15 protein-coding genes are annotated in these 20,144 nt (G+C 67.8%); 4 read left to right on the forward strand and 11 right to left on the reverse strand.

Annotation, left to right across the window (positions count from 1 at the left end; translation table 11 throughout):
- The first annotated feature begins 300 nt into the window (after window positions 1-300).
- From HNO80_RS07790 to HNO80_RS07800, 3 genes are all read left to right on the forward strand, one after another.
- A complete protein-coding gene (locus HNO80_RS07790) occupies window positions 301-588 on the forward strand; it encodes an HU family DNA-binding protein (RefSeq protein ID WP_011776355.1) in 288 nt (95 codons plus the stop codon).
- A gap of 111 nt (window positions 589-699) precedes the next feature.
- A complete protein-coding gene (locus HNO80_RS07795; protein ID WP_175322281.1) occupies window positions 700-2,853 on the forward strand; it encodes a bifunctional copper resistance protein CopD/cytochrome c oxidase assembly protein in 2,154 nt (717 codons plus the stop codon).
- Entirely contained in the window at window positions 2,853-4,817 is a 1,965-nt protein-coding gene (locus HNO80_RS07800; protein WP_175322282.1) for an NHL domain-containing thioredoxin family protein, read from the forward strand. The genes HNO80_RS07795 and HNO80_RS07800 overlap by 1 nt, the downstream gene beginning before the upstream one ends.
- 118 nt (window positions 4,818-4,935) lie before the next feature.
- Here the strand turns inward: HNO80_RS07800 and HNO80_RS07805 are convergent, their stop codons facing one another.
- The 4 genes from HNO80_RS07805 to HNO80_RS07820 all read right to left on the reverse strand — a co-directional run bounded on the left by HNO80_RS07805 (window position 4,936) and on the right by HNO80_RS07820 (window position 9,455).
- A complete protein-coding gene (locus tag HNO80_RS07805) occupies window positions 4,936-5,928 on the reverse strand; it encodes a hypothetical protein (RefSeq protein ID WP_175322283.1) in 993 nt (330 codons plus the stop codon).
- 119 nt (window positions 5,929-6,047) lie between these two features.
- On the reverse strand, window positions 6,048-7,748 hold the full coding sequence (locus tag HNO80_RS07810; protein ID WP_175322284.1) for a helicase HerA-like domain-containing protein: 1,701 nt from the start codon (window positions 7,746-7,748) through the stop codon (window positions 6,048-6,050).
- 75 nt (window positions 7,749-7,823) lie between these two features.
- Window positions 7,824-8,525 (reverse strand): type 1 glutamine amidotransferase domain-containing protein, encoded by a 702-nt coding sequence (locus HNO80_RS07815; protein WP_175322285.1) that lies wholly within the window; start codon window positions 8,523-8,525, stop codon window positions 7,824-7,826.
- 60 nt (window positions 8,526-8,585) lie between these two features.
- Complete coding sequence (locus tag HNO80_RS07820) at window positions 8,586-9,455, reverse strand: aldo/keto reductase (RefSeq protein ID WP_175322286.1); 870 nt, start codon at window positions 9,453-9,455, stop codon at window positions 8,586-8,588.
- Between the two features lie 178 nt (window positions 9,456-9,633).
- Here HNO80_RS07820 and HNO80_RS07825 point away from each other — a divergent pair, with 178 nt between their 5' ends.
- The gene (locus tag HNO80_RS07825) at window positions 9,634-10,623 is read left to right on the forward strand and encodes an LLM class flavin-dependent oxidoreductase (RefSeq protein ID WP_175322287.1); all 990 of its coding nucleotides are present in this window, start codon (window positions 9,634-9,636) and stop codon (window positions 10,621-10,623) included.
- A gap of 57 nt (window positions 10,624-10,680) precedes the next feature.
- Here HNO80_RS07825 and galK read toward each other — a convergent pair whose 3' ends face one another.
- Genes galK through HNO80_RS07860 form a run of 7 tightly spaced genes read right to left on the reverse strand, consistent with a single transcriptional unit; the run spans window position 10,681 to window position 20,130 of the window.
- The gene (gene galK / locus HNO80_RS07830; RefSeq protein ID WP_175322288.1) at window positions 10,681-11,850 is read right to left on the reverse strand and encodes a galactokinase; all 1,170 of its coding nucleotides are present in this window, start codon (window positions 11,848-11,850) and stop codon (window positions 10,681-10,683) included.
- Window positions 11,847-12,980 carry a galactose-1-phosphate uridylyltransferase gene (galT, locus tag HNO80_RS07835; protein ID WP_175322289.1) on the reverse strand — a complete coding sequence of 378 codons (1,134 nt, stop codon included), beginning with the start codon at window positions 12,978-12,980 and terminating at the stop codon, window positions 11,847-11,849. The genes galK and galT overlap by 4 nt, the downstream gene beginning before the upstream one ends.
- 1 nt (window position 12,981) lies before the next feature.
- Window positions 12,982-15,225 carry an alpha-galactosidase gene (locus HNO80_RS07840; protein ID WP_175322290.1) on the reverse strand — a complete coding sequence of 748 codons (2,244 nt, stop codon included), beginning with the start codon at window positions 15,223-15,225 and terminating at the stop codon, window positions 12,982-12,984.
- Window positions 15,226-15,278: 53 nt separating this feature from the next.
- Entirely contained in the window at window positions 15,279-16,076 is a 798-nt protein-coding gene (locus HNO80_RS07845) for a DeoR/GlpR family DNA-binding transcription regulator (RefSeq protein WP_175322291.1), read from the reverse strand.
- 9 nt (window positions 16,077-16,085) lie between these two features.
- Window positions 16,086-18,230: a beta-galactosidase gene (locus HNO80_RS07850; RefSeq protein ID WP_349627275.1), complete on the reverse strand. Its 2,145-nt coding sequence runs from the start codon at window positions 18,228-18,230 to the stop codon at window positions 16,086-16,088.
- Window positions 18,231-18,232: 2 nt separating this feature from the next.
- A complete protein-coding gene (locus HNO80_RS07855; protein ID WP_175322292.1) occupies window positions 18,233-19,180 on the reverse strand; it encodes a carbohydrate ABC transporter permease in 948 nt (315 codons plus the stop codon).
- Entirely contained in the window at window positions 19,177-20,130 is a 954-nt protein-coding gene (locus tag HNO80_RS07860; protein ID WP_349627276.1) for a carbohydrate ABC transporter permease, read from the reverse strand. The genes HNO80_RS07855 and HNO80_RS07860 overlap by 4 nt, the downstream gene beginning before the upstream one ends.
- Between the last annotated feature and the right edge of the window lie 14 nt (window positions 20,131-20,144).

The raw sequence follows: 20,144 nt of genomic DNA on the forward strand, positions 1-20,144 counted from the left end.
CTCCAACCACCAGGTTGGAGGCTCTCCCCCTTTAACCCCCAAACCACCCGCCACGGCACCCGCGCGCCGCCCTCGCGCACGGCCGCCGCTGCGACGTCGGCCGGCACCGGCCCGGGCAGCGTCCGCTGACGGCTGAAAAGAGACTCCAAAGCCCTCGAAACCCGGAATTTTTCCCAAAAAAGGGCGAAAACACGCGGAATTTGCCACCTCGGCGGCGGCAAGCTGGTAAGTTTTCGAAGAGTGGCTTGCACGCATGCCGCGTGCAGGCTTCAGAGATTAGAACCGTCCAGGAGGACATAAATGGCTAAGAACCGTAGTGAACTTGTTGCAGAGGTAGCTGGCAAGGCCGGCACCAGCCAGGCAGCCGTCAACTCCGTGCTCGATGCACTGTTCGAGGTTTTCGAGACCTCTGTCGCCGCGGGCGAAAAGATCACCATCCCGGGCTGGCTCGCCGTCGAGCGCACCGACCGTGCAGCCCGCACCGGCCGCAACCCGCAGACCGGCGAGACCATCCAGATCGCCGCCGGCCACAGCGTCAAGCTGACCGCCGGCTCCAAGCTGAAGGCTGCAGTCGCCAAGAAGAAGTAGTCTTCTTCAAATGCTTGAAAGGAGCGGCAACCCCTCGGGTTGCCGCTCCTTTTGCGTTAACCGCAGCCGCGCGGATTCGGCGCGCGGGCAGGGGTAGCGGACAATGGAGTTGTGCCTTCCGCAGCGAAACCCCAGACTTCACCAGCGCCCACCCCGACGGTCGGAGCGCGTGGCCGAGGTGCCGGAGCGCCGGGAATCCCCGGGCCCTGGCAGCTCGCCGGCCTGGCCGCGCTGTTCCTGGGCCTGGTGGCGGCGCTGCTCTTCTCCGGGGCGGCCGGAGCCCGCGAAGTTTCGGATCCCGGCGCGCTGGTCCGCTGGGGGCTCCCCATCAGCAAGGCCGTCCACAACGTATCCCTCGCCACGGTAATCGGCGGCCTCATCTTCGCCGTCGGCATCCTGCCCAGGGATCTCTCCGGCCGCCAGTCCAAGGACAAAGCCGCCCCCGAGCATCCCGCCTTCACACGCGCCCTGGCCGTCGCCGCCGTCGCCGGCATCGCCTGGACCCTCTCAGCGGTTGCAGTGCTGGTCCTGAGCTACTCGGACATCGCGGGCCAGGCGGTCTCAGGAGACCCGGAATTCACCAAGTCCCTCGTGTACTTCATGACCGACATCGAAACCGGCAGGGCCTGGCTGGCCGTCGTCATCATCGCTGCTGTAACCACCACTGCGCTGTTCGGCGTCCGTTCGAGGGGTGCACTGGCGTTCACGCTGATCCTTGCCGTCATAGGGCTGGTGCCGGCGGCGCTGATCGGCCACTCGTCCAGTTCAAGCGACCACGAAGGCGCGATCAACTCCCTGGGCCTTCACCTCTTGGGAGTCTCGGCATGGGTGGGAGGCATCATTGTGCTGGCCCTCCTCTCCGGCGTTCTTGGTGCCGCTACGGCCGCCGGAGCCCCGGGCCGGGCCGACATCACGGAACCGACCCTCCGCCGCTTCTCGGCCCTGGCCGGCTTCGCCTTCGCCCTGGTCTTCGCCTCCGGCGTGGTCAACGCCAGCATCAGGATCTCCAGCTGGGCAGACCTGTTCGGGTCGGCGTACGGACAGCTGATCCTGGCCAAGACGGTGGCCGCGCTCGTCCTCGGCGGCGTGGGGCTCATGCACCGGCAATGGGTCATCCCGCAGCTGGGCGTCAAGGGGTCCGGCCTGACCGCCCGCCGTGTGCTCTGGCAGCTGGTTCTCGTGGAGCTGCTGATCATGGGTGCGACGTCGGGAATCGCCGTCGCACTCGGCCGCTCGGCCCCGCCGCAGCCCAGCACCTTCGCCGCGGACGCGTCCCCGGCCTTCATCCTCTCAGGCTACGAACTGCCTCCCGAGCTGACCCCGCAACGCTGGCTCACGGAGTGGCGGCTCGACTGGCTGTGGGTCGCCGTCGCCGTCTTTGGCCTCGTGTCCTACTTCCTGGGCATCCGCAAAGTCCGCCAGCGCGGCGACGCCTGGTCCTGGTTCCGGACCGTCAACTGGGTTATCGGCCTGGTGGTCCTCACCTACGTGACCTCCGGCCCGCCGTCGGTCTACGGCCGGGTCCTGTTCTCGGCGCACATGGTGGACCACATGGCGCTGACCATGGTGGCCCCCATCTTCCTGGTCCTCGGTGCCCCCGTCACGCTGGCGCTGCGGGCACTGGCCGCGCGGCGGGACAGCTCCCGCGGGCCGAGGGAATGGCTGTTGATCTTCGTGCACTCGAAGTTCTCGCAGCTCGTCACTCACCCGCTCTTCGCCGCGGCGAACTTTGCCGGCTCGATTGTGCTGTTCTACTACTCGGACGCCTTCGGCTACGCCATGCGCGACCACGTGGGCCACGAACTGATGAACCTGCACTTCGCCCTGACCGGTTACATCTTCGTGCTGACCATGATCGGCGCAGACCCGTTGCCCCGCCGGGCGCCGTACCCGATGCGGCTGCTGCTCCTGCTGGCCACCATGGGCTTCCACGCCTTCTTCGGCGTCGCCATCATGGGCGGCACCGGGCTGCTGGCCGCCGACTACTTCGGCAACCTGGGCCGCACCTGGGGTCCCTCGGCCCTGCTGGACCAGCAGATGGGCGGCGCGGTGGCCTGGGGGATCGGCGAAGTGCCCACCCTGCTGGTGGCGATCGGCGTCGCCGTCATGTGGTCCCGCTCGGACGCGCGGGAGTCCAAACGGACCGACCGTGCCGCGGACAGGAATAACGACGCCGATCTCACCGCTTACAACGATATGTTTGCCCAGCTCGCCGAACGCGACGCGAAGCTGGCAGAACGCAATTCAAAGCTGGAAGGACGCTGATGAGCGAAACCGTACGCACCCACCTCCGGGTCCGGGCCTCCGAACTCGTAGGCCGAGGCTGGCTGAACACCGGCGGCAAATCCCTGGACCTCGAATCCCTGCGCGGCAAGATCGTGCTGCTCGACTTCTGGACTTTCTGCTGCATCAACTGCCTACATGTCCTGGACGAGCTCCGGCCGCTCGAGCAGCAGTACTCGGACGTCCTCGTGACCGTCGGCGTGCACTCGCCCAAGTTCGAGCACGAAGCGGATCCGGTGGCCCTGGCGGCCGCCGTGGAGCGCTACGAGATCCGCCACCCGGTCCTGGACGACCCGGAGCTGGACACGTGGAAGGCGTACACCGCCCGTGCGTGGCCCACCCTGGTGGTCATCGACCCCGAGGGCTACATCGTGGCGCACCTTTCCGGTGAGGGCCATGCGGACGGCTTGGCCGTACTCATCCCCGAACTGATCGCCGAGCACGAGGCGAAGGGCACCCTGCACCGCGGCGACGGCCCCTACGTGGCCCCGGAGCCGACGTCGGGCACGCTGCGGTTCCCGGGCAAGGCCCTTTACCTTCCGGCCGGCCGCGGCGACTCCGCCGCAGCGGACGACGCCGGCTCCTGGCTGGTGACCGACACCGGCCACCACCGCCTCGTGGAGCTGTCCACCGACTTTGAGACGGTGCTGGGCACCTATGGTTCGGGCGAGAAGGGCCACGCCGACGGCGGTGCCACGGAGGCCCGCTTCAACGAACCGCAGGGTCTGGTCCTGCTTCCGGAGGATGTGGCCGCGAAGGCCGGCTACGACGTCGTGATTGCCGACTCGGTCAACCACCGGCTCCGCGGGCTATCGCTCGCGGACGGCAGCGCCACCACCCTGGCCGGCAACGGGGTACAGCGGCTGCTCGAGACCGGTCCGGCACGCGTGGACGAAGAGGGCGCCGCCTACGGTGCCCGGCTGGAGGCGGATCCGCTGCAGGTCTCGCTGAGCTCGCCCTGGGACGTCGTCTGGTCCAGTAAGCTCAACGCCGTCGTTGTGGCGATGGCCGGCGTGCACCAGATCTTCAGCTTCGACCCGGTTACCGGCGCTGTGTCCATCATCGCCGGCAACGGCCTCGAAGGTCTGCTCGACGGCCCGGCCGCGGAGGCCTGGTTCGCCCAGTCGTCCGGCCTCGCCGAAGACGCCGACGGCAACATCTGGGTGGCAGACTCCGAGACCTCGGCACTGCGCAAACTCGTGATCGCCGACGACGGGGCCATCACGGTCGAGTCCGCCGTCGGCAAGGGATTGTTCGATTTCGGCTTCCGCGACGGCCCGGCGGCCGAGGCCCGGCTCCAGCACCCACTGGGCGTGACGGTGCTGCCCGACGGTTCGGTGGCGATCGCGGACACCTACAACGGTGCCGTCCGCCGCTACGACCCCGCTACCGGCACGGTGTCCACGCTCGCGCGCGGGCTGTCCGAGCCCTCGGACGTCATCGTGGACCACACCCAGGTGGCCGGCTCCGAGCCGCTGCTGGTGGTGGTCGAGGCAAACAAGCACCAGCTGGTCTACGTGCCCATCCCCAAGGAAGCGCAGCAGGTGGACGAAGGGGCGGCGCAGACCCACCGGCCCAAGAGCCCCGTAGCGCCCGGTCTGCTGTCCCTGACCGTGCGGTTCACGGCCCCGACCGGGCAGAAGCTGGATGACCGCTGGGGTGACCCGACGCAGCTGAAGATTTCCTCCACCCCGCCGGAGCTGCTGGTGGCCGGCGGGGGGACCTCCGTGGGCCTGCTCCGCACCCTGGAGCTCGCCTCCGACGTCCCCGAGGGCGTGCTGCACATTACCGCACGGGCGGCGGCCTGCGACGGTCCGGAGACCGAGGACGGGGAGATCCCGGATCACGCGGCGTGCCACCTCTACCAGCAGGACTGGGGCATCCCGGTGCTGCTGCAGGCCGACGGGGACACCGAACTGGTCCTGGACCTGCGCGGCATGGACTAAGCGCCCGACTGGTGTCCTGAGGTACCTGGCACTAAAAGGCTGCCGTCCGCGACCCTGGGTCACGGGCGGCAGCCTTTTTGCGTGCGACGGGGGCGTCCGCGACCACCGCGCAGCAGGCCTAGTTGCTTAGCTGCGGGGTGAGCTTGACCGTGTCGCCGTCGATGTCCAGACGGGTGGTGAAGCTGAAATCGTGGACCGCGTTGAGCTCCGTGACCGCGCCGGTGAAGAGGTCCACCTGCCGTGCCTTGATCCTCGCCTTGCCGTCCAGCGGCGCGACGACCCAGCGGCCGCCGAAGGGCTCGATGCTGACGGCTGGATAGTCGGTGATGCTCCAGTCGATTGTCCCGTCCACGACCCGGTTGTTGGTGGCGTGGTAGAACGGGCAGTCCGGCTGAAGCCGCTGCTGTTTGTCGGCTTGGTCCGCGCAGCTGTCCAGGAACTCCTTGACTTTCGCGGTGACGGCGTCCTTGAGCCCGTCCGTGGCCTGGGTGAGCAGATTCAACGGCGCCGAAGGCATATCCCGGCTGGTAACCGTTGCCCGGGTCGCGGGGGCAGCGAAGAACTGGCCGTTCAGGGACGCCTCGTACTCGCCCGGGTAGAACACAGCGAAGGAGTTGCGGCCGTTGGGCATGTTGACCGGAACCCCGTTGAGTGAGGCCTGGTTCGAATTCACGACGGTGACGTCGATCACCGGCAGCGCGGCCGGGACGAAGGACCAGTCGTGGAAGAAGAGCCACTGGGTGCCGGAGCGTTGCAGCAGGAACTCGGTGTGCAGCTGGCTGCCGTCGATGGTGTAGTCGATCGGAACCATGACCTGGTTGCCGCCCCGGTCCTCCGCGTTGCCGATTTTCACGTCGGAAATTCTCGCAGCGGCGGTCTTCAACGCCTCTCCATCCAGCATTGCCGGGTTGCTTTGCGGCACGGAGGCGTGAAGCAGGCCGAGCGCCTTCTCGCCTTCGCCCTTCTGCAGCGCGTCCAGATACTCGCGGACCGGTTGCTGGGGGCTGGCAATGGAATTGTTCACCAGATTGATCGCGACGACCGCGCCGGCTATGGCGAGCATCAGGCCCAACAGCCACACGGCTGCAATCCTGACCAACGCCTGACTCATCTGCACGTCCCTTACGTTACCTGCACGCCCGCTGAACGCAGGTGTCACGGCCGCTCGTTGTGACGTGCACCATTCCCGCCGGGCGGCCCGGCTGCGGCGGCCAGGCTGCGGAGGGCCGCCTAGCGCCTGCGCCGCCTCGATGAGGTGCCGAAGACGCCCCTGAGCAGTTCCCGGCCGATCTGCGTGCCCAGCGAACGTGCCATGCTCTTGAGCCCGCCGCCGAGGGCGCCGCCCAGCGCGCCGGCGAGGTCGCCGGCCATTCCGCCTCCGGATTCCTGCGGCTGCGGGGCGCGACGCTGCGGGGTGCGTTCCCGATCGGGCGCCGGCGACTGTGTGGGGCGGCTGCTGGGGCGGCCGAGGATTTCTTCCTCGATCCGCCGGGCGTCGGCGTCGACGGCGTTGGGGTCCAGGCTGGTGCCGGAACCCGAACCGGCGTCGGACCCGGCGGCGGGGCCGGTGGACGCTGCCGACTGGCTGGCGAGTTTTTCATAGGCGGAGACGTTGTCCACGGCGGTGCCGTATTTGGCGAGCAGGGCGGACCCGGCCACCGTGCTGGCTATTAGCGCATCATCGCTCGGGCCCATCACGGACTCCGGCGCCCGCAGCCGGGTCAGGGCCACCGGGGTGGGCGCGCCCTTCTCATTCATGACCGTGATCACGGCCTCGCCGATTCCGGCCGAGGTCAGCGTCTCCTCAAGGTCGTAGTCACTGATCGGGAAGGTGGAAACCGTCGCCTTGAGTGCCTTGGCATCCTCGGGGGTGAAGGCGCGCAGGGCATGTTGCACCCGGTTGGCCAGCTGGCCCAGGACGTCCGCGGGGACGTCCTTCGGCGTCTGGGTCACGAAGAAGATGCCCACGCCCTTGGAACGGATCAGCCGGACAGTCGTGGTGATCGCGTCAAGGAAAGCCTTGGAGGCGCCGTTGAACAGCAGGTGCGCCTCGTCCAGGAAGAACACGAGTTTCGGCTTGTCCAGGTCGCCTGCTTCGGGCAGGTCCTCGAACAGGTCGGCGAGCAGCCACATCAGGAAGGTGGAGAACAGCATGGGCTTGGTCTGCAGGGTGGGCAGCTCCAGGCAGGTCACGACGCCGCGGCCGTCGGGGGCGGTGCGCAGCAGTTCCGCTGTGTCGAACTCCGGCTCGCCGAAGAATTTCTCCATGCCCTGCGCCTCGAGCGTGATGAGTTCGCGGAGGATGACGCCGGCGGTCGACTTCGAGAGGCCGCCGAGGTTTTCGAGTTCGTCCTTGCCCTCGTCCGAGGTCAGGAACTGGATGACCGCCCGCAGGTCTTTCAGGTCGATCAGTTCGAGGTTGTTCTTGTCCGCGAAGTGGAAGACCAGCTGCAGGCTGGACTCCTGGGTTTCGTTGAGCTCCATCACGCGGGACAGCAGGATGGGGCCGAAGGAGGTGATGGTGGACCGGACCGGGATGCCGGCGCCGTCGCCGCCGAGGGCCAGGAATTCCACCGGGAAAGTCTTGCCGGACCAGGTCTGCCCGATGCTGTCGGTGCGCGCCTTGAGTTTCTCTGAGCCGGCGGCGGCCGTGGCGAGGCCGGAGAGGTCGCCCTTGATGTCCGCGAGGAACACCGGGACACCGGCTGTGGAGAGCTGCTCCGCCATCATGTGCAGGGTCACGGTCTTGCCGGTGCCGGTCGCACCCGCCACCAGGCCATGCCGGTTCATCATCGCCAGCGGCAAGCGGACCGGGGCATCCTTGTGGAGTTCGCCGTCGACGATCGCGGCCCCCAGCTCGATCGTGGGCCCTTCCAGGGTGTACCCCTTCTGGATGGTGGCGACTTTATCTGCAGTGGATTTGATGGCCATGCGGCTAGCTTAGCCGGGTCCGCCAGCGCGGACCCGGCCGCGGCCGATGTTTATTTTTCGGCTGCGCCGACGGCGTTATTCGGCGAGGGCCTTGAGGACTTCCTTCGCCACGTCCTCGCTGGACTGCGGGTTCTGCCCGGTGATGAGGTTGCCGTCGCGGACCACGTTGGAGCTCCAGGCGGCCCCGTTTTCCACGACCGAGCCCTTCTGCTTCAGCACGTCTTCAACGAACCACGGCGTGTTCTCCCCGGTGCCGCCGCCGAGTTCCTCTTCGTTTGTGAACACGGTGAGGTGGCGCCCCGCGAAGGCGAAGTTTCCGGCGTCGTCGACGGCGCTCAGCAGGCCGGCGGGCCCGTGGCAGAAGGGGGCGATGACCTTGCCGGCCTTGTTCGCCTCGATCAGCAGCCGGCCGAGGTCCGCATCCTCGAACAGGTCGGCCATGGGGCCGTGGCCGCCGGGCATCACGATCGCGTCGTACCCGGAAAGGTCGACGTCGGCCAGCACCAGCGGGGCGGAAAGCTCGGCGTCGATCTCGGCCAGGTACTTGCGGAACCCGTCGGCGCGGTCCTGGCCGCCGGCGGATTCTGCGGCCAAGCTGACCTCGTCCACGGTGGGCTTGGCGCCGGCCGGAGTGGCGATCCGGACGGTGTGTCCGGCGCCCAGCAGGGTCTGGTGTGAGACCACGAGTTCCTCGGCCCAGTAGCCGGTGGGGTGCTTGCTGCCATCGCGCATGGTGAGGGAATCCGCGGCGGATACGACCATCAGGATGTTAGCCATGTTCTTGCTCCTGTTCTGCCGGCCAAGGAGCCGGTCAAAGGTGGGGATGGGGTTTGGTTCTTAGCGTGCGGCTTCGAGTTCGTCGAACGTCGCGTCATCGAGGACGACGCCGGCGGCGGCCAGGTTCTCTTCGAGGTGCTTGACCGAGCCGGTGCCCGGGATCGGCATCATGACGGGGGAGCGGCGAAGCAGCCAGGCCAGGGCCACCTGGGAGGTGGTGGCGCCCAGCCGCGTGGCGGCCTCATCCAAGGGGCCGCCCGGACGGGCGAGTTCGCCGGCCGAGATCGGGGCCCACGGGATGAAGCCGATGCCGTGCTCCTCGGCGTAGTTGAGGACGTCCTCCGAGCTGCGATCGGTCAGGTTGTAGCGGTTCTGCACAGTGGAGACGGTGAAGTGCTGGCCGGCCTGCTCCAGCTCGGCCACGCTGACCTGGGACAAGCCCAAGGCCTTGACCTTGCCTTCTTTCTGCAGGTCGCGGAGCACACTGAACTGCTCTTCCGGATCGACTTTGGGATCAATCCGGTGCAGCTGCAGCAGATCCAGTGCGTCCACCTTGAGCTTGCGCAGGCTCAGCTCGGTCTGCTGGCGCAGGTACTCGGCCCGGCCCAGCGGCACCCATTCATTCGGGCCGGTGCGCGTGAATCCGACCTTGGTCGCGATTTTGAGGCCGTGCTTGTACGGGTGCAGGGCCTCGGCAAGGATCTCCTCACTGACATTGGGTCCGTAGGAGTCGGCGGTGTCGATGAAGTCGACGCCGAGCTCCACGGCCCGGCGGACGACGGCGATGGCCGCGTCCCGGTCGGCGGGTTCGCCCCAGACGCCGTCGCCGACGATGCGCATGGCGCCGAAGCCGAGGCGGTGCACCGTGCCCAGGTCCTTCAAATCGATCGTTGCGGATGATTCCGGATGCTGCGACTTGTCGTGGCTCATAAGGGCGGCAACCCAGTAAGGGTGCTGAGTATTCCTGCCGCGTGCTCTTGCCGGTGATTCCGGCCGGGCAGAAATAAGCCCGGCCCCGCCGTCGTTGGCACCAGTGTGCGCCTGCCGGAATCCGGCGCGCGCCAGATTCTCCAGACACCCTGCTCCACTACGAAAGGCCGGCTTTTCCGTGACTGTTCCGCTTTCCATCCTTGACCTGGCAATCATCGGCAAGGGCCAGACGGCGGCGGAAAGCTTCGCCGGCAGCGTGGCCACGGCCCAGCGCGCCGAGGAACTGGGCTACCGCCGGATCTGGTACGCCGAGCACCACAACATGTCGTCCATCGCTTCCTCCGCGACGAGCGTGCTGATCGCCCACATCGCCGCGCATACCAAGAGCATCCGGCTCGGAGCCGGCGGCGTGATGCTGCCCAACCACGCGCCGCTGACCATCGCCGAGCAGTTCGGCACGCTCGAGACCCTGCACCCGGGGCGGATCGACCTCGGCCTGGGCCGGGCCCCCGGCAGCGACCAGAACACCATGCGCGCCCTGCGCCGCGACCCGATGAGCGCTGACAGCTTCCCGCAGGATGTCCTGGAACTGCAGGGCTACCTGACCGGCCCCACCCGCATCCCCGGTGTGGAGGCCACCCCCGGCAAGGGCACCAACGTGCCGCTCTACATCCTCGGTTCCTCGCTGTTCGGGGCGAAGCTGGCGGCGCAACTGGGCCTGCCCTACGCCTTCGCCTCGCACTTCGCCCCCAACGCCTTGCAGGACGCCGTGGCGCTCTACCGCCGTGAATTCCGGCCCTCCGCGCAGCTGGAGGCCCCGCATGTGATCGCCGGCGTCAACGTGATCGCCGCGGACTCCGCCGCCGACGCGCAGGCAATGTTCCAGGCCACCAAACGGGCCAGGGTCTCGCTCTTCTTCGGCAACGGCCGCGTTTTCAGCGACGACGAGGCGGATATGATCCTGGACTCGCCGCAGGGCCAGCACATGGCGCAGATGATGAAGTATTCCGCCGTGGGCACCCCGGGTGCCGTGCTGGAATACCTGGACGAATTCACGGCACACGCCGACGCCGACGAACTGATCGTCGCGCACCAGAGCGCCGGGGTGGAGGACAGGCTTCGTTCCGTCGAGCTCCTTGCGGAGGTCGCCGGGCTCGCCCGGGTCTGACGCGACTGGCGGCCTGCGCGACCGGGCCGGGTTGCCGGGGCGGGTAGCCGCAGCGGCCTAGGGTTCGCGGCGGGCGCCCCCGGCTGCCGTGACGGGAAAGATGTTCGGTGCGATGAATCCCGCCCGGGCGAAGGCCTGGGCAACTCCCTCGGCGACCGTTCCGGCGTCGGCGTCGCGGACCAGTGCGATGGCGGCGCCGCCAAAGCCGCCGCCGGTCATGCGCGCGCCGATGGCGCCCAGTTGCTGGGCGCTGGACACGGCGAGGTCCAACTCGGGGGTGGAGATCTCGAAGTCGTCCCGCATGGACAAATGCGAGGCGTCGAGGAACGCGCCGATGGCGCCCGGGCCTTCCGCCTGCAGCGCGGCAACAGTGTCCAGGACCCGCTGGTTTTCGGTGATGACGTGCCGGACGCGGCGGAAGGTCTCCGGATCCAGCACGGCAGCGGCGCGCGGCAAGTCCTTTGGCCCGAGGTCCCGCAGGGCATCTACGCCCAGGGCCCGGGCGCCCGCCTCGCAGGCGCGGCGGCGGCTGGCGTAGCCGCCGTCGGCGTGGGAGTGGCTGGTGCGGGTGTCGATCACGAGCAGGGACAAGCTGCCGCGGGCGAAACCGAGCGGGACCGCTTCGGTCTGCAGGCTGCGGCAGTCGAGCAGGATGCCGTGGTCCGGCTCGCCCAACAGGGACGCCGACTGGTCCATGATTCCGGTGGGCGCCCCAACCACCCCGTTTTCGGCCAGCTGGCCGATCCGGGCCAGTTCCGGCCGCTCCAGCCCCAGCCCCCACAGCTCGTTCAGGGCAAGGGCCACGGCGCACTCAAGGGCGGCCGACGACGATAAGCCTGCCCCGGCCGGCACATCCGAACTAAGCGCAAGGTCAAGGCCGGGAAGTGAATCGGCCGGTCCTCGCTCGGCCGCGGCGCGGGACATGGCCCAGGCCACCCCCAAGGGGTAGGCGGCCCAGCCCTGCAGGTTTTCCGGCGTCAGCGCCTCGAAGTCGAGCTCCACGACGCCAGGGAAGGATTCGCTCGTGACACGGAGCAGCCGGTCTGTGCGGAGGCCGGCCGCCACGGCGGTCCGCATTCCTATGGCGAGGGGGAAGGCGAAGCCGTCGTTGTAGTCGGTGTGTTCGCCGATGAGGTTGACGCGGCCAGGAGCGGACCACAGGCCCTCCGGTGCGTAACCGAACTGGCTTGTGAAGAAGGCGCGGCCGCGCTGGGCAAGGTCGGTCATGGCTGTGCTGTGGCTTTCTGGTCGATGTCTACCTTGTCGATGGCCGCCCGCAGCCGCGCGGCCGCGGTCTCGGGCGGAATGTCGGCGATGAATGCCCCCATGGCCGCTTCGGAGCCGGCCAGGTACTTGAGTTTGTTTTCCTCCCGCCGGGGCGAGGTCAGCTGCAGCATCAGCCGGACATCCTCCCGGTGGGAGTGCACGGGTGCCTGGTGCCAGGCCGAAATGTAGGGCGTGGGGGTGTCGTAGAGGGCGTCGACACCCCGGAGGAGCCGGCTGTAGAGCCGGGAGAATTCGTCGCGTTCATCGTCAGTCGTTGCAGCGAGGTCCGGGACGTGCCGGTGCGGCAGCATATGCACCTCTAGGGGCCACCGCGCGGCGAACGGGACAAACGCCGTCCAATGCTCGCCACGGAGCAGTACCCGGTCTGATTTCTGCTCGAAGCTGAGGATGTCCTCGAACAGGTTGCCGCCGTAGTCCTCAATGGTGCGGATCAGTTGGGCCGTGCGCGGGGTGATGTACGGGTAGGCGTAGATCTGCCCGTGCGGGTGGTGCAGGGTCACGCCGATTGCCTCTCCCCGGTTTTCGAACGGAAAAACCTGTTCGACGCCGGGCAACGCTGACAGTGCGGCCGTCCGATCCGCCCAGGCCTCCACCACGGTGCGCATCCGCGACAGCGAAAGCCGCGCGAGGGACCCGGTGTGTTCGGGGGAGAAGCACACCACTTCGCACCGGCCCACGGACTGACGGCTCCGGCCCAGCCCCACCCGGACAAGGTCCGCAAGGCCCTCGGGTGCGTCCGGTCCGGACAGTGCGGGCCCGAAGGACGGGGACTTGTTCTCGAAGACGGCCACGTCGTAGAGGCTCGGAATCTCCGAGGGGTTCTCCGGGGACGCCGGCGCCAGCGGGTCCAGATGCGACGGCGGCAGCACCACGCGGTTCTGCCGGGCTGCGGCGATCGAAATCCATTCGCCGGTGAGGACATCCTGGCGCATGGTTGCGGTGAGCGGCCGTGCTGCCGGTTCGCGAAGGTCCGGTCCGCGCTCGGGGTCGAGCGTGGTGTCGGCGTCGTCGAAGTAGATCAGGTCCCGTCCGTCGGAGAGCCGGTAGGCGCGCTTGGTGATCTGGCCCATGCTAGGAGTTCCTTACGGGCTGGCCGCCGTTGGCGGGGTCGTCCGCGCGGCGGACTGCGAGGAGGACGCCGTGCTCGGGGTTGAGCACCGGCATCGGCAGGCCGGACATTGCCAGGAACTGGCCGCTGGCCTCGATGCCGGTGCCGAGCCAGGGCGGCGGCGTGGTTTGGATGAACGCGTGGGAGTCATCCGGATCCGGGTAGACGGCCTCCACCCGGTACCGGCTGCCGGGCTGCAAGCCCGGCAGGCAGACTCGCCCCGGCACTTCGGCAAACGAAGTCGCCGTGGAGACCAGGGCGTACAGCGCTTCGCTGCCGTCGTGCGCGACGACGCCGTGCAGCCTCAGGGCAGGATCGGGTTCGTCCGCCCGCACCATCCGGCCGGTGTGCAGCAGGGAACGGTGCTCCTTGTACAGGGCTATCGCGTGGGCGAGCTCCGTGTGCTCGGCGGGTTCGAGCCCACGGACATCCCACTCGAGGCCGAAGTGGCCGAACAGTGCGGTGATGGCGCGGAACGAAAGGTCGTGGGTGCGGGCCGTGGTGTGGCTCGTGGTGGGCCCGATGTGCGACCCGACCAGCTCCGGCGGCACCACCATCCCGGTCCAGCGCTGGATGGTCTGGCGTTCCAGGGCATCGTTGCAGTCCGAACCCCAGACGCGGTCCGTGCGTTCCAGGATGCCGAGATCCACCCGGGCGCCGCCCGAGGAGCAGCTCTCGATTTCGACGCCGGGGTGGGCGGCGCGCAGCGCGTCCAGGAGCCGGTAGACGGCCATGGTCTGGGCGTGGACGGAGGGCCGGCCGGCGTGTCCCATCTCGGTCAGGTCCCGGTTCTGGTCCCACTTGAGGTAGCTGATCCGGTTCTCCCGCAGGAGGGCATCGAGCCGGTCGTAGATGTACTGCCACGCCTCCGGGTTGACCAGATCGAGGACCTGCTGGTGCCGCCAGCGCTCCGGCAGCCGCGCGCCGCCCGACGCGCCCGTTCCCGGGTGCAGGGCCGGCCCGGCGATCCAGTCCGGATGCGCGCGGACCAAGTCCGAGTCCTCGTTGACCATTTCCGGTTCCACCCAGAGCCCGAACTCCATGCCGTGGCCTGTCACTGCGTCGATCAGCGGCGTCAGGCCTTCGGGCCAGAGCTGTTCGTCAACGTACCAGTCGCCCAGGCCGGCGGTGTCGCTGCGGCGGCCGCGGAACCAGCCGTCATCCAGCACGTAGCGTTCCACGCCGAGGCTGGCTGCAGCGTCGGCCAACTCCAGCAGCGCCGGCAGCCGATGGTCGAAGTAGACCGCCTCCCAGACGTTCAGGACCACTGGCCGGGGCTTGCCCGAGGCCACGCCCGGGTGGTGCGGCCGGGCGCGGAACCATGCGTAGAAGGCCTCGCTGATGCCATCGAGCCCGGCGCCGGAGTAGGCGGCGAAGAGCCAGGGCGTGTCATAGCGCTCCGCGGATGCCAGCGTGACCTCAGCGGAGCCGAGCAACTCGGATGCGCCGATCACGGTCCGGCCGTCGCCGGCCGTGTCGACGAAGCTTTCGTGGTTCCCGCTCCAGCCAAGGTGGACAGCCCACACGTGCCCGTGCCCGTACCCGAAACCGCCGGTGCCGGCCGCCAGCAGCAGCGAGGCATCGTGGCCGGTCCTGCCGTGGCGGCCGGAGCGCACCCAGGTGCCCTGGTGCAGCGGGAGGCGCTGGGGGTGGGATTCCCGGCACCAGCGGCCGGTCAAATCCAGGATTTCCGTGGCGGCGCGGCCCACCGGCAACACCGCCGCGAGTTCTTCGACGGTGTACTCATCCGGTCCGTCGTTTGTCAGGTGGTGGCGCAACTGAAGCAGGCCGCCTTCGTTGAGACGGATCTCGGTCTGGATTGTGATGCCGGCAGCAGGGTCGATCTGGGTGATGACGGCGGAGCCGGCGTCGTTCACGTCGGCTGACGCCAGACGCAGGCGGGGCGAGAATGCCCGGCCGTTGCGGTGGCCGCGGAGGCCGGGACGCCCGCGCCAGCCCGAGGACGCCTGCGGTACCAGCCCCAGCGTGACCGGGGTGTCCAGCGCCGAGTGCGGGACGGGGTCACGCAGCAGGGAAAGATCCGGCAGGTTCGGCCCAAGGTCGGCGCCGAAATGCAGCAGGGCCGGTTCGCCGGTGCTGAAGTCGATCAGCAACGCCGTGCCGGAGCGCCGCAGGTAAAGCGGCGCCGGGGGCGTGGCGGTGCCTGCCTCGGGATCCGCGGCAAGGTCTAGGTCCGGGTTGTGCACTGCAGCTCCTGGCGTTGTCAGGTTGGATGTGGGTCGTAGTGGGCCGGGGTGGGTCAGCCGGCCGCGGCACCGGCCGCGGCTCCGGTGGGGGCCAGGCGCAGCCGGCCGACGCGTTCGCCTAGGACTCGCCTGGCTTCGCTGCCCAGCCGGTCGTCGCTGATGAGTTCGTCTGCGTCCTCAAGCGCCGCGATCGTGCTGATGCCCAGCGTTCCCCACTTGGTGTGGTCGGCGAGGACCACCACCCGGCGGGCCGCGGCCACGAACGCCCGGTCGGTTTCGGCCTCGAGCACGTTCGGTGTGGTGAAACCGGCGTCGGCGTCGACGCCGTGGACGCCCAGGAAGAGCACGTCCAGATGAAGCTGCTTGAGCGAGGACGTAGCCAGGGGTCCCACCAGTGCATCGGACGGGGTGCGCTCGCCGCCGGTCAGAATCACCGTGGATGATGAGGAGCTTTGGTGGAAGACGTCCGCAATCCGCACCGAGTTGGTGACCACGGTGATTCGTGGACCGGTCGACAGCAGTTGGGCCAGCGCCCAGGTGGTGGTCCCCGCGCTCAGACCCACCGCCATGCCCTCGCGCACCTGGGCGGCCGCCTCGTGTGCGATGGCCATCTTCTCGTCCTTGAGCTGGGTTACTTTCAGCTCGAAGCCAGGTTCGTGCGTGCTGGCGCCGCCCGGCAGCTTGGCCCCGCCGTGGATCTTCTCCACCGCGCCGGCGGCATCGAGCGCGTCGATGTCCCGGCGCACCGTCATCAGCGAGACGCCCAGCATCCTGGCGAGGTCCGCGACACGGACAATCCGTTCACGTTGGACCTCGGCGAGGATGGCTGAGTGGCGGGCTGCGGCGAGCATGTGGCGTCCTTAGAGGCTTGAGCGGCTTGGCTGTGCTGAGCCGCTGGATTGGTTGGAGTGGCTGGCGGCGGAGCCGACCAGCCGGGCGGCAGGCGACCGGACGACGGCGACCGCGCCGGCGGCGAGGCCGAGCCCGCCATCGATTTCAGTGCCCGTGAGAACGTCGACGCCTTCCAGCGGCAACCGGACGTCCCGCTCCCCGTGGTTGATGCAGAACGTCCAGTCGGTTGCGTCTTTGCTGCGCCGGGAGACCTCCACCTGGGCCGGCAGGTCGGGGACGAGGGGCTGCACGCCTGCGTCGGCGCAGACGAGTGTCAGCAGTTCACCCAGTCCCTCGGGGGCCAGTGTGGTGGAGACGTAGTAGGAGCGGCCGCTGCCGGCGCGGTTGCGGGTCACGGCGGGGGAACCTGCGGCCGGCCCCTCGACCACGGTCGCGAGGACCTCTGCGGTGGTGGCCTGTCCCAGTTCGTTCCAGCAGGAACCGGTGCCGAAGTTGTTGAGCCGGACGTCTTCTGCTGCACGCAGCGGGAAGAATTCTTCCATCCGGACGCCCAGCAGGTCGCTGAACGCTCCGGGGTAGCCGCCAAGCCTGATGTGGTCATTTTCGTCCACGATACCCGAGAAGTAGGTCACCACGAGGTGGCCGCCGGCGCGTACATAGGCGTCGAGGTTCGCTGCTCCGGAGTCGCTGACCAGGTACTGCATCGGCGCGACGACAAGCCGGTAGCCGGACAGGTCGTCTGTGCTCTGGCGGAAGTCCGTCGGGATGCCGGCACGGAAGAACGCATCGTGCCAGCGCCGGGTTTCGGCGATGTTGGAAGCGTCGACGCTCGGATGTGAGTCCAATTCCGAGGCCCAGCGGGCGTCGGTGTCGTGCAGGATGGCGACGTCCACCCGGCCGGATGCGCCGGTGACCACCGAGCCGCTGATTTCGGCGAGGCTGCGCAGCGCCTGGCCGAGCTGGACCACCTCACGCCAGACCTTCGTGTCCGTCCCGGCGTGCGGCAGCATCCCAGAGTGGAACTTCTCCGCGCCGGCGCGCGAGGCCCGCCACTGGAAGAAGAGCGCGCCGTCGGCACCGCGGGCCACGTGCTGCATTGCGTTGCGCAGCATCTCCCCGGGCGCTTTGGCGATGTTGCGCGGCTGCCAGTTCACCGCTGAGGTGGAATGTTCCATCAGCAGCCACGGCCTGCCGTTGGCCCAGCCCCGGGTCAGGTCCGCCGTAGCGGCCAGTTCCTGGAAGTTCCGCTGGTCCTCGGCGATCAGGTAGTGGTCGTTGGAGACCACGTCCATCTCCTCGGACCAGCGCCAGTAGTCCACCGGCTGGTGAAGACCCATGTTGAAGCCCATGAAGTTCGTGGTGACCGGGTGCTTCGAGTGTGAGCGGATGATGGCCGCTTCGGCTTTGTAGCATTCGAGGAGTTCATCCGAGGAGTACCGCGCGAAATCGAGTTGCTGGGTGGGATTGACCCAGGTTCCGGAGGTCCGCGGCGGAAGGATCTCCTCCCAGCCCGAGTAGCGCTGGGACCAGAAGGCTGTGCCCCAGGCGGCATTGAGGCCCTCGAGGCTGCCGTACCGGCGTTCAAGCCAGCGCCGGAAGCCGGCGGCGGCGGCGTCGGAGAAGTCCGGCTGGTTGTGGCACCCGTATTCATTGTGGATGTGCCACATGACGACTGCCGGATGGTCCTTGTAGCGGCTGGCGATCTGCTCGGTAAGCGCCGCGGCCGCGCGTCGGTAATCGGGACTGGAGGCAGCGAAAGCCTGCCGTGAACCGTAGCTGTGCCGGACGCCGTCGGCGGTGACCGGAAGCGACTCCGGGTACTTGTGGCTGAACCAGGGTGGCGGCGAAGCCGTGGCGTTGGCCAGATCAACCCTGATGCCGTTGGCGTGGAGCAGATCCAGGACCCGGTCCAGCCAGCCGAACTCGTAGACCCCTTCCGAAGGTTCCAGCAGCGACCAGCTGAAGATGCCGACGCTGACCAGATTGACGCCGGCCTCGTTCATCAGCCGGACGTCTTCTTCCCAGGTCTCCTCGGGCCATTGCTCGGGGTTGTAGTCGCCGCCGAAGCCCAGCATCGGAGATCCCTCGGAACCGAGGCGTGCGGTGATGTAGTCCATGGCGGGGTTGGTGTGGTGGTTGGCGGTGTTGTCCACAATTATCCTTTGCTGGAGCCGAGCGTCAGGCCGGCTACGAAGTGCCGCTGGAGCAGGAGATAGATCACCAGGGCGGGGATGGCCGTGATCATGGCGCCCGCGGCGATCAGGTTGTAGTTGGAGAGGAACTGGCCCTGGAGGTTGTTGACGGCCGTGGTCAGCGGGAGGCGGTCTCCGCTTTGCAGGAAGAGCAACGGCCAGAAGAAGTCGTTGTAGATGAAGATGACTTCCAGCGTGCCCATCGCGGCCAGCGCGGGGCGGCACAGCGGCAGGATGATGTCCCAGTACTGGCGCCAGATCCCGGCTCCGTCAACGAGAGCAGCCTCCGTGAGTTCGGGGGAGAGTGCCTTCATGTAGTTCGACAGAACGAAGGTCACGAAGCCGATCTGGAACGCGGTGTCCACGGCGATCACGCTGATGTAGGTGTTGAGCAGGCTCCCGGAATCGCTGACGCTGTAGGGCAGCGGCAAAAGTTTGAACATTTCGAACAGGGGCGCGGCGAGAACCTGGGGCGGGAGGAGGTTGCCGGCCGTAAACATGATCAGCAGCGTGACGTTGAACTTCCAGCTGACCCGGCTCACTGCGAACGCCATCATGGAAGCGAAGAAGAGCACCAGGATGACCGAGGGGATGGTGATCAGGGCGGAGTTCCAGGCGTACTGGGCAAAGCCGCCCTGCGTCCAAGCCTGGCTGAAGTTGTCGAAGTTGAAGGATCCCTCGAAGCTGAAGTAGCCGTACTTGTCCGTGTCCGCCTTGGGCCGCAGAGCCGTGAAGATGGTCCACACCAAGGGGATAAGCCACATGATGGCGAGCACCGTGAGGAAAAGGTGGATGCCGTAGTGGCGCTTGCCGCGTTTCGCGTTGACCGGCTGGCGGGAGCCTATGCCGGCGCTCCGCCTGGCAGCCGAGTTACTCGTTGCGGGCGCATCCGTGGGCTGTGCGATGCTCATGCCTCTTTGTCCTTTCCGAATGCCCTGGACAGGTAGAACGTGATAGGGACCAGGGAAATGACAAGGAGGATGACGGCCAGCGCCGATCCGACGCCGATCACCTGACCCTCGCCGACCAGGTTTTGGATGACCAGGGCACTGATGAGTTCCAGGCCGTTGGTGCCGCGGTTGATCACGTAGACAATGTCGAACGCCCGGAGGGACTCGATCACGGTGATCACGATGATGATGACGTTCACCGGCCGCATGGCCGGAAAGATGACCCGGAAGAAGGTCTGCACCGCGTTCGCGCCGTCGATCTGCGCGGCTTCGCGGAGCGTGGGGTCCACGCCCTTGAGGCCGGCCAGGTAGAGGATCATGACGTAGCCTGCGTGCCGCCAGGTGGCGGCGATGAGCGCGGCCCAGATGTTGACCCCGGAGTCACCGAACCAGTCCACGGCTTGCGGCGTTCCCGCGGTGCCAAGCAGGAAGTTCAGCAGCCCGCTGTCCCGGTTGTAAAAGAGCTGCCAGATGACCCCGATCAGGGCCAGGGAAAGCATCACCGGCGTGAAGAAGATGCTCTGGTAGATCTTGCTGCCGCGGATGTTCTGGTCCAAGAGGATTGCCAGCAGGAGCCCCAACGGCGTCGCAATGAGTGCGAGGAACACCAACCAGAGCACGTTGTGCTGCACGGCGGGCCAGAACGGTGGATAGTTCTGGGCGATGAATTCATAGTTGCTGAGCCCCGCCGGCTTGATGTCCTCCAGGCTCAGGCCGTTCCACCGGGTGAAGGACAGGGCGGCCGACAGCAGCGTCGGGATCCAGACCAGGACCAGCTGGATCAGGGTGGGCAGGCCCACCATAAGGCTCAGGACCCACTTATCGCGGCGGGAAAGCCGCCGGACCCGCCCCGCCGGGGCAGCGGCGCGGGGCGGCCCCCCATTGGGGCTCGTTTTGGATGGTGTACTCACAAGAACATTTCCTT

Source organism: Arthrobacter sp. C9C5 (genome assembly GCF_013359735.1).
Lineage (GTDB): Bacteria > Actinomycetota > Actinomycetes > Actinomycetales > Micrococcaceae > Arthrobacter.

What these genes read in the sequence shown, in the direction of transcription:
- HNO80_RS07790 (WP_011776355.1), top strand. Translation starts at nt 301, where the DNA reads ATGGCTAAGAACCGTAGTGAACTTGTTGCAGAGGTAGCTGGCAAGGCC.
- HNO80_RS07800 (WP_175322282.1), top strand. Translation starts at nt 2,853, where the DNA reads ATGAGCGAAACCGTACGCACCCACCTCCGGGTCCGGGCCTCCGAACTC.
- HNO80_RS07805 (WP_175322283.1), bottom strand. Translation starts at nt 5,928, where the DNA reads ATGAGTCAGGCGTTGGTCAGGATTGCAGCCGTGTGGCTGTTGGGCCTG.
- HNO80_RS07810 (WP_175322284.1), bottom strand. Translation starts at nt 7,748, where the DNA reads ATGGCCATCAAATCCACTGCAGATAAAGTCGCCACCATCCAGAAGGGG.
- HNO80_RS07815 (WP_175322285.1), bottom strand. Translation starts at nt 8,525, where the DNA reads ATGGCTAACATCCTGATGGTCGTATCCGCCGCGGATTCCCTCACCATG.
- HNO80_RS07820 (WP_175322286.1), bottom strand. Translation starts at nt 9,455, where the DNA reads ATGAGCCACGACAAGTCGCAGCATCCGGAATCATCCGCAACGATCGAT.
- galK (WP_175322288.1), bottom strand. Translation starts at nt 11,850, where the DNA reads ATGACCGACCTTGCCCAGCGCGGCCGCGCCTTCTTCACAAGCCAGTTC.
- galT (WP_175322289.1), bottom strand. Translation starts at nt 12,980, where the DNA reads ATGGGCCAGATCACCAAGCGCGCCTACCGGCTCTCCGACGGACGGGAC.
- HNO80_RS07845 (WP_175322291.1), bottom strand. Translation starts at nt 16,076, where the DNA reads ATGCTCGCCGCAGCCCGCCACTCAGCCATCCTCGCCGAGGTCCAACGT.
- HNO80_RS07855 (WP_175322292.1), bottom strand. Translation starts at nt 19,180, where the DNA reads ATGAGCATCGCACAGCCCACGGATGCGCCCGCAACGAGTAACTCGGCT.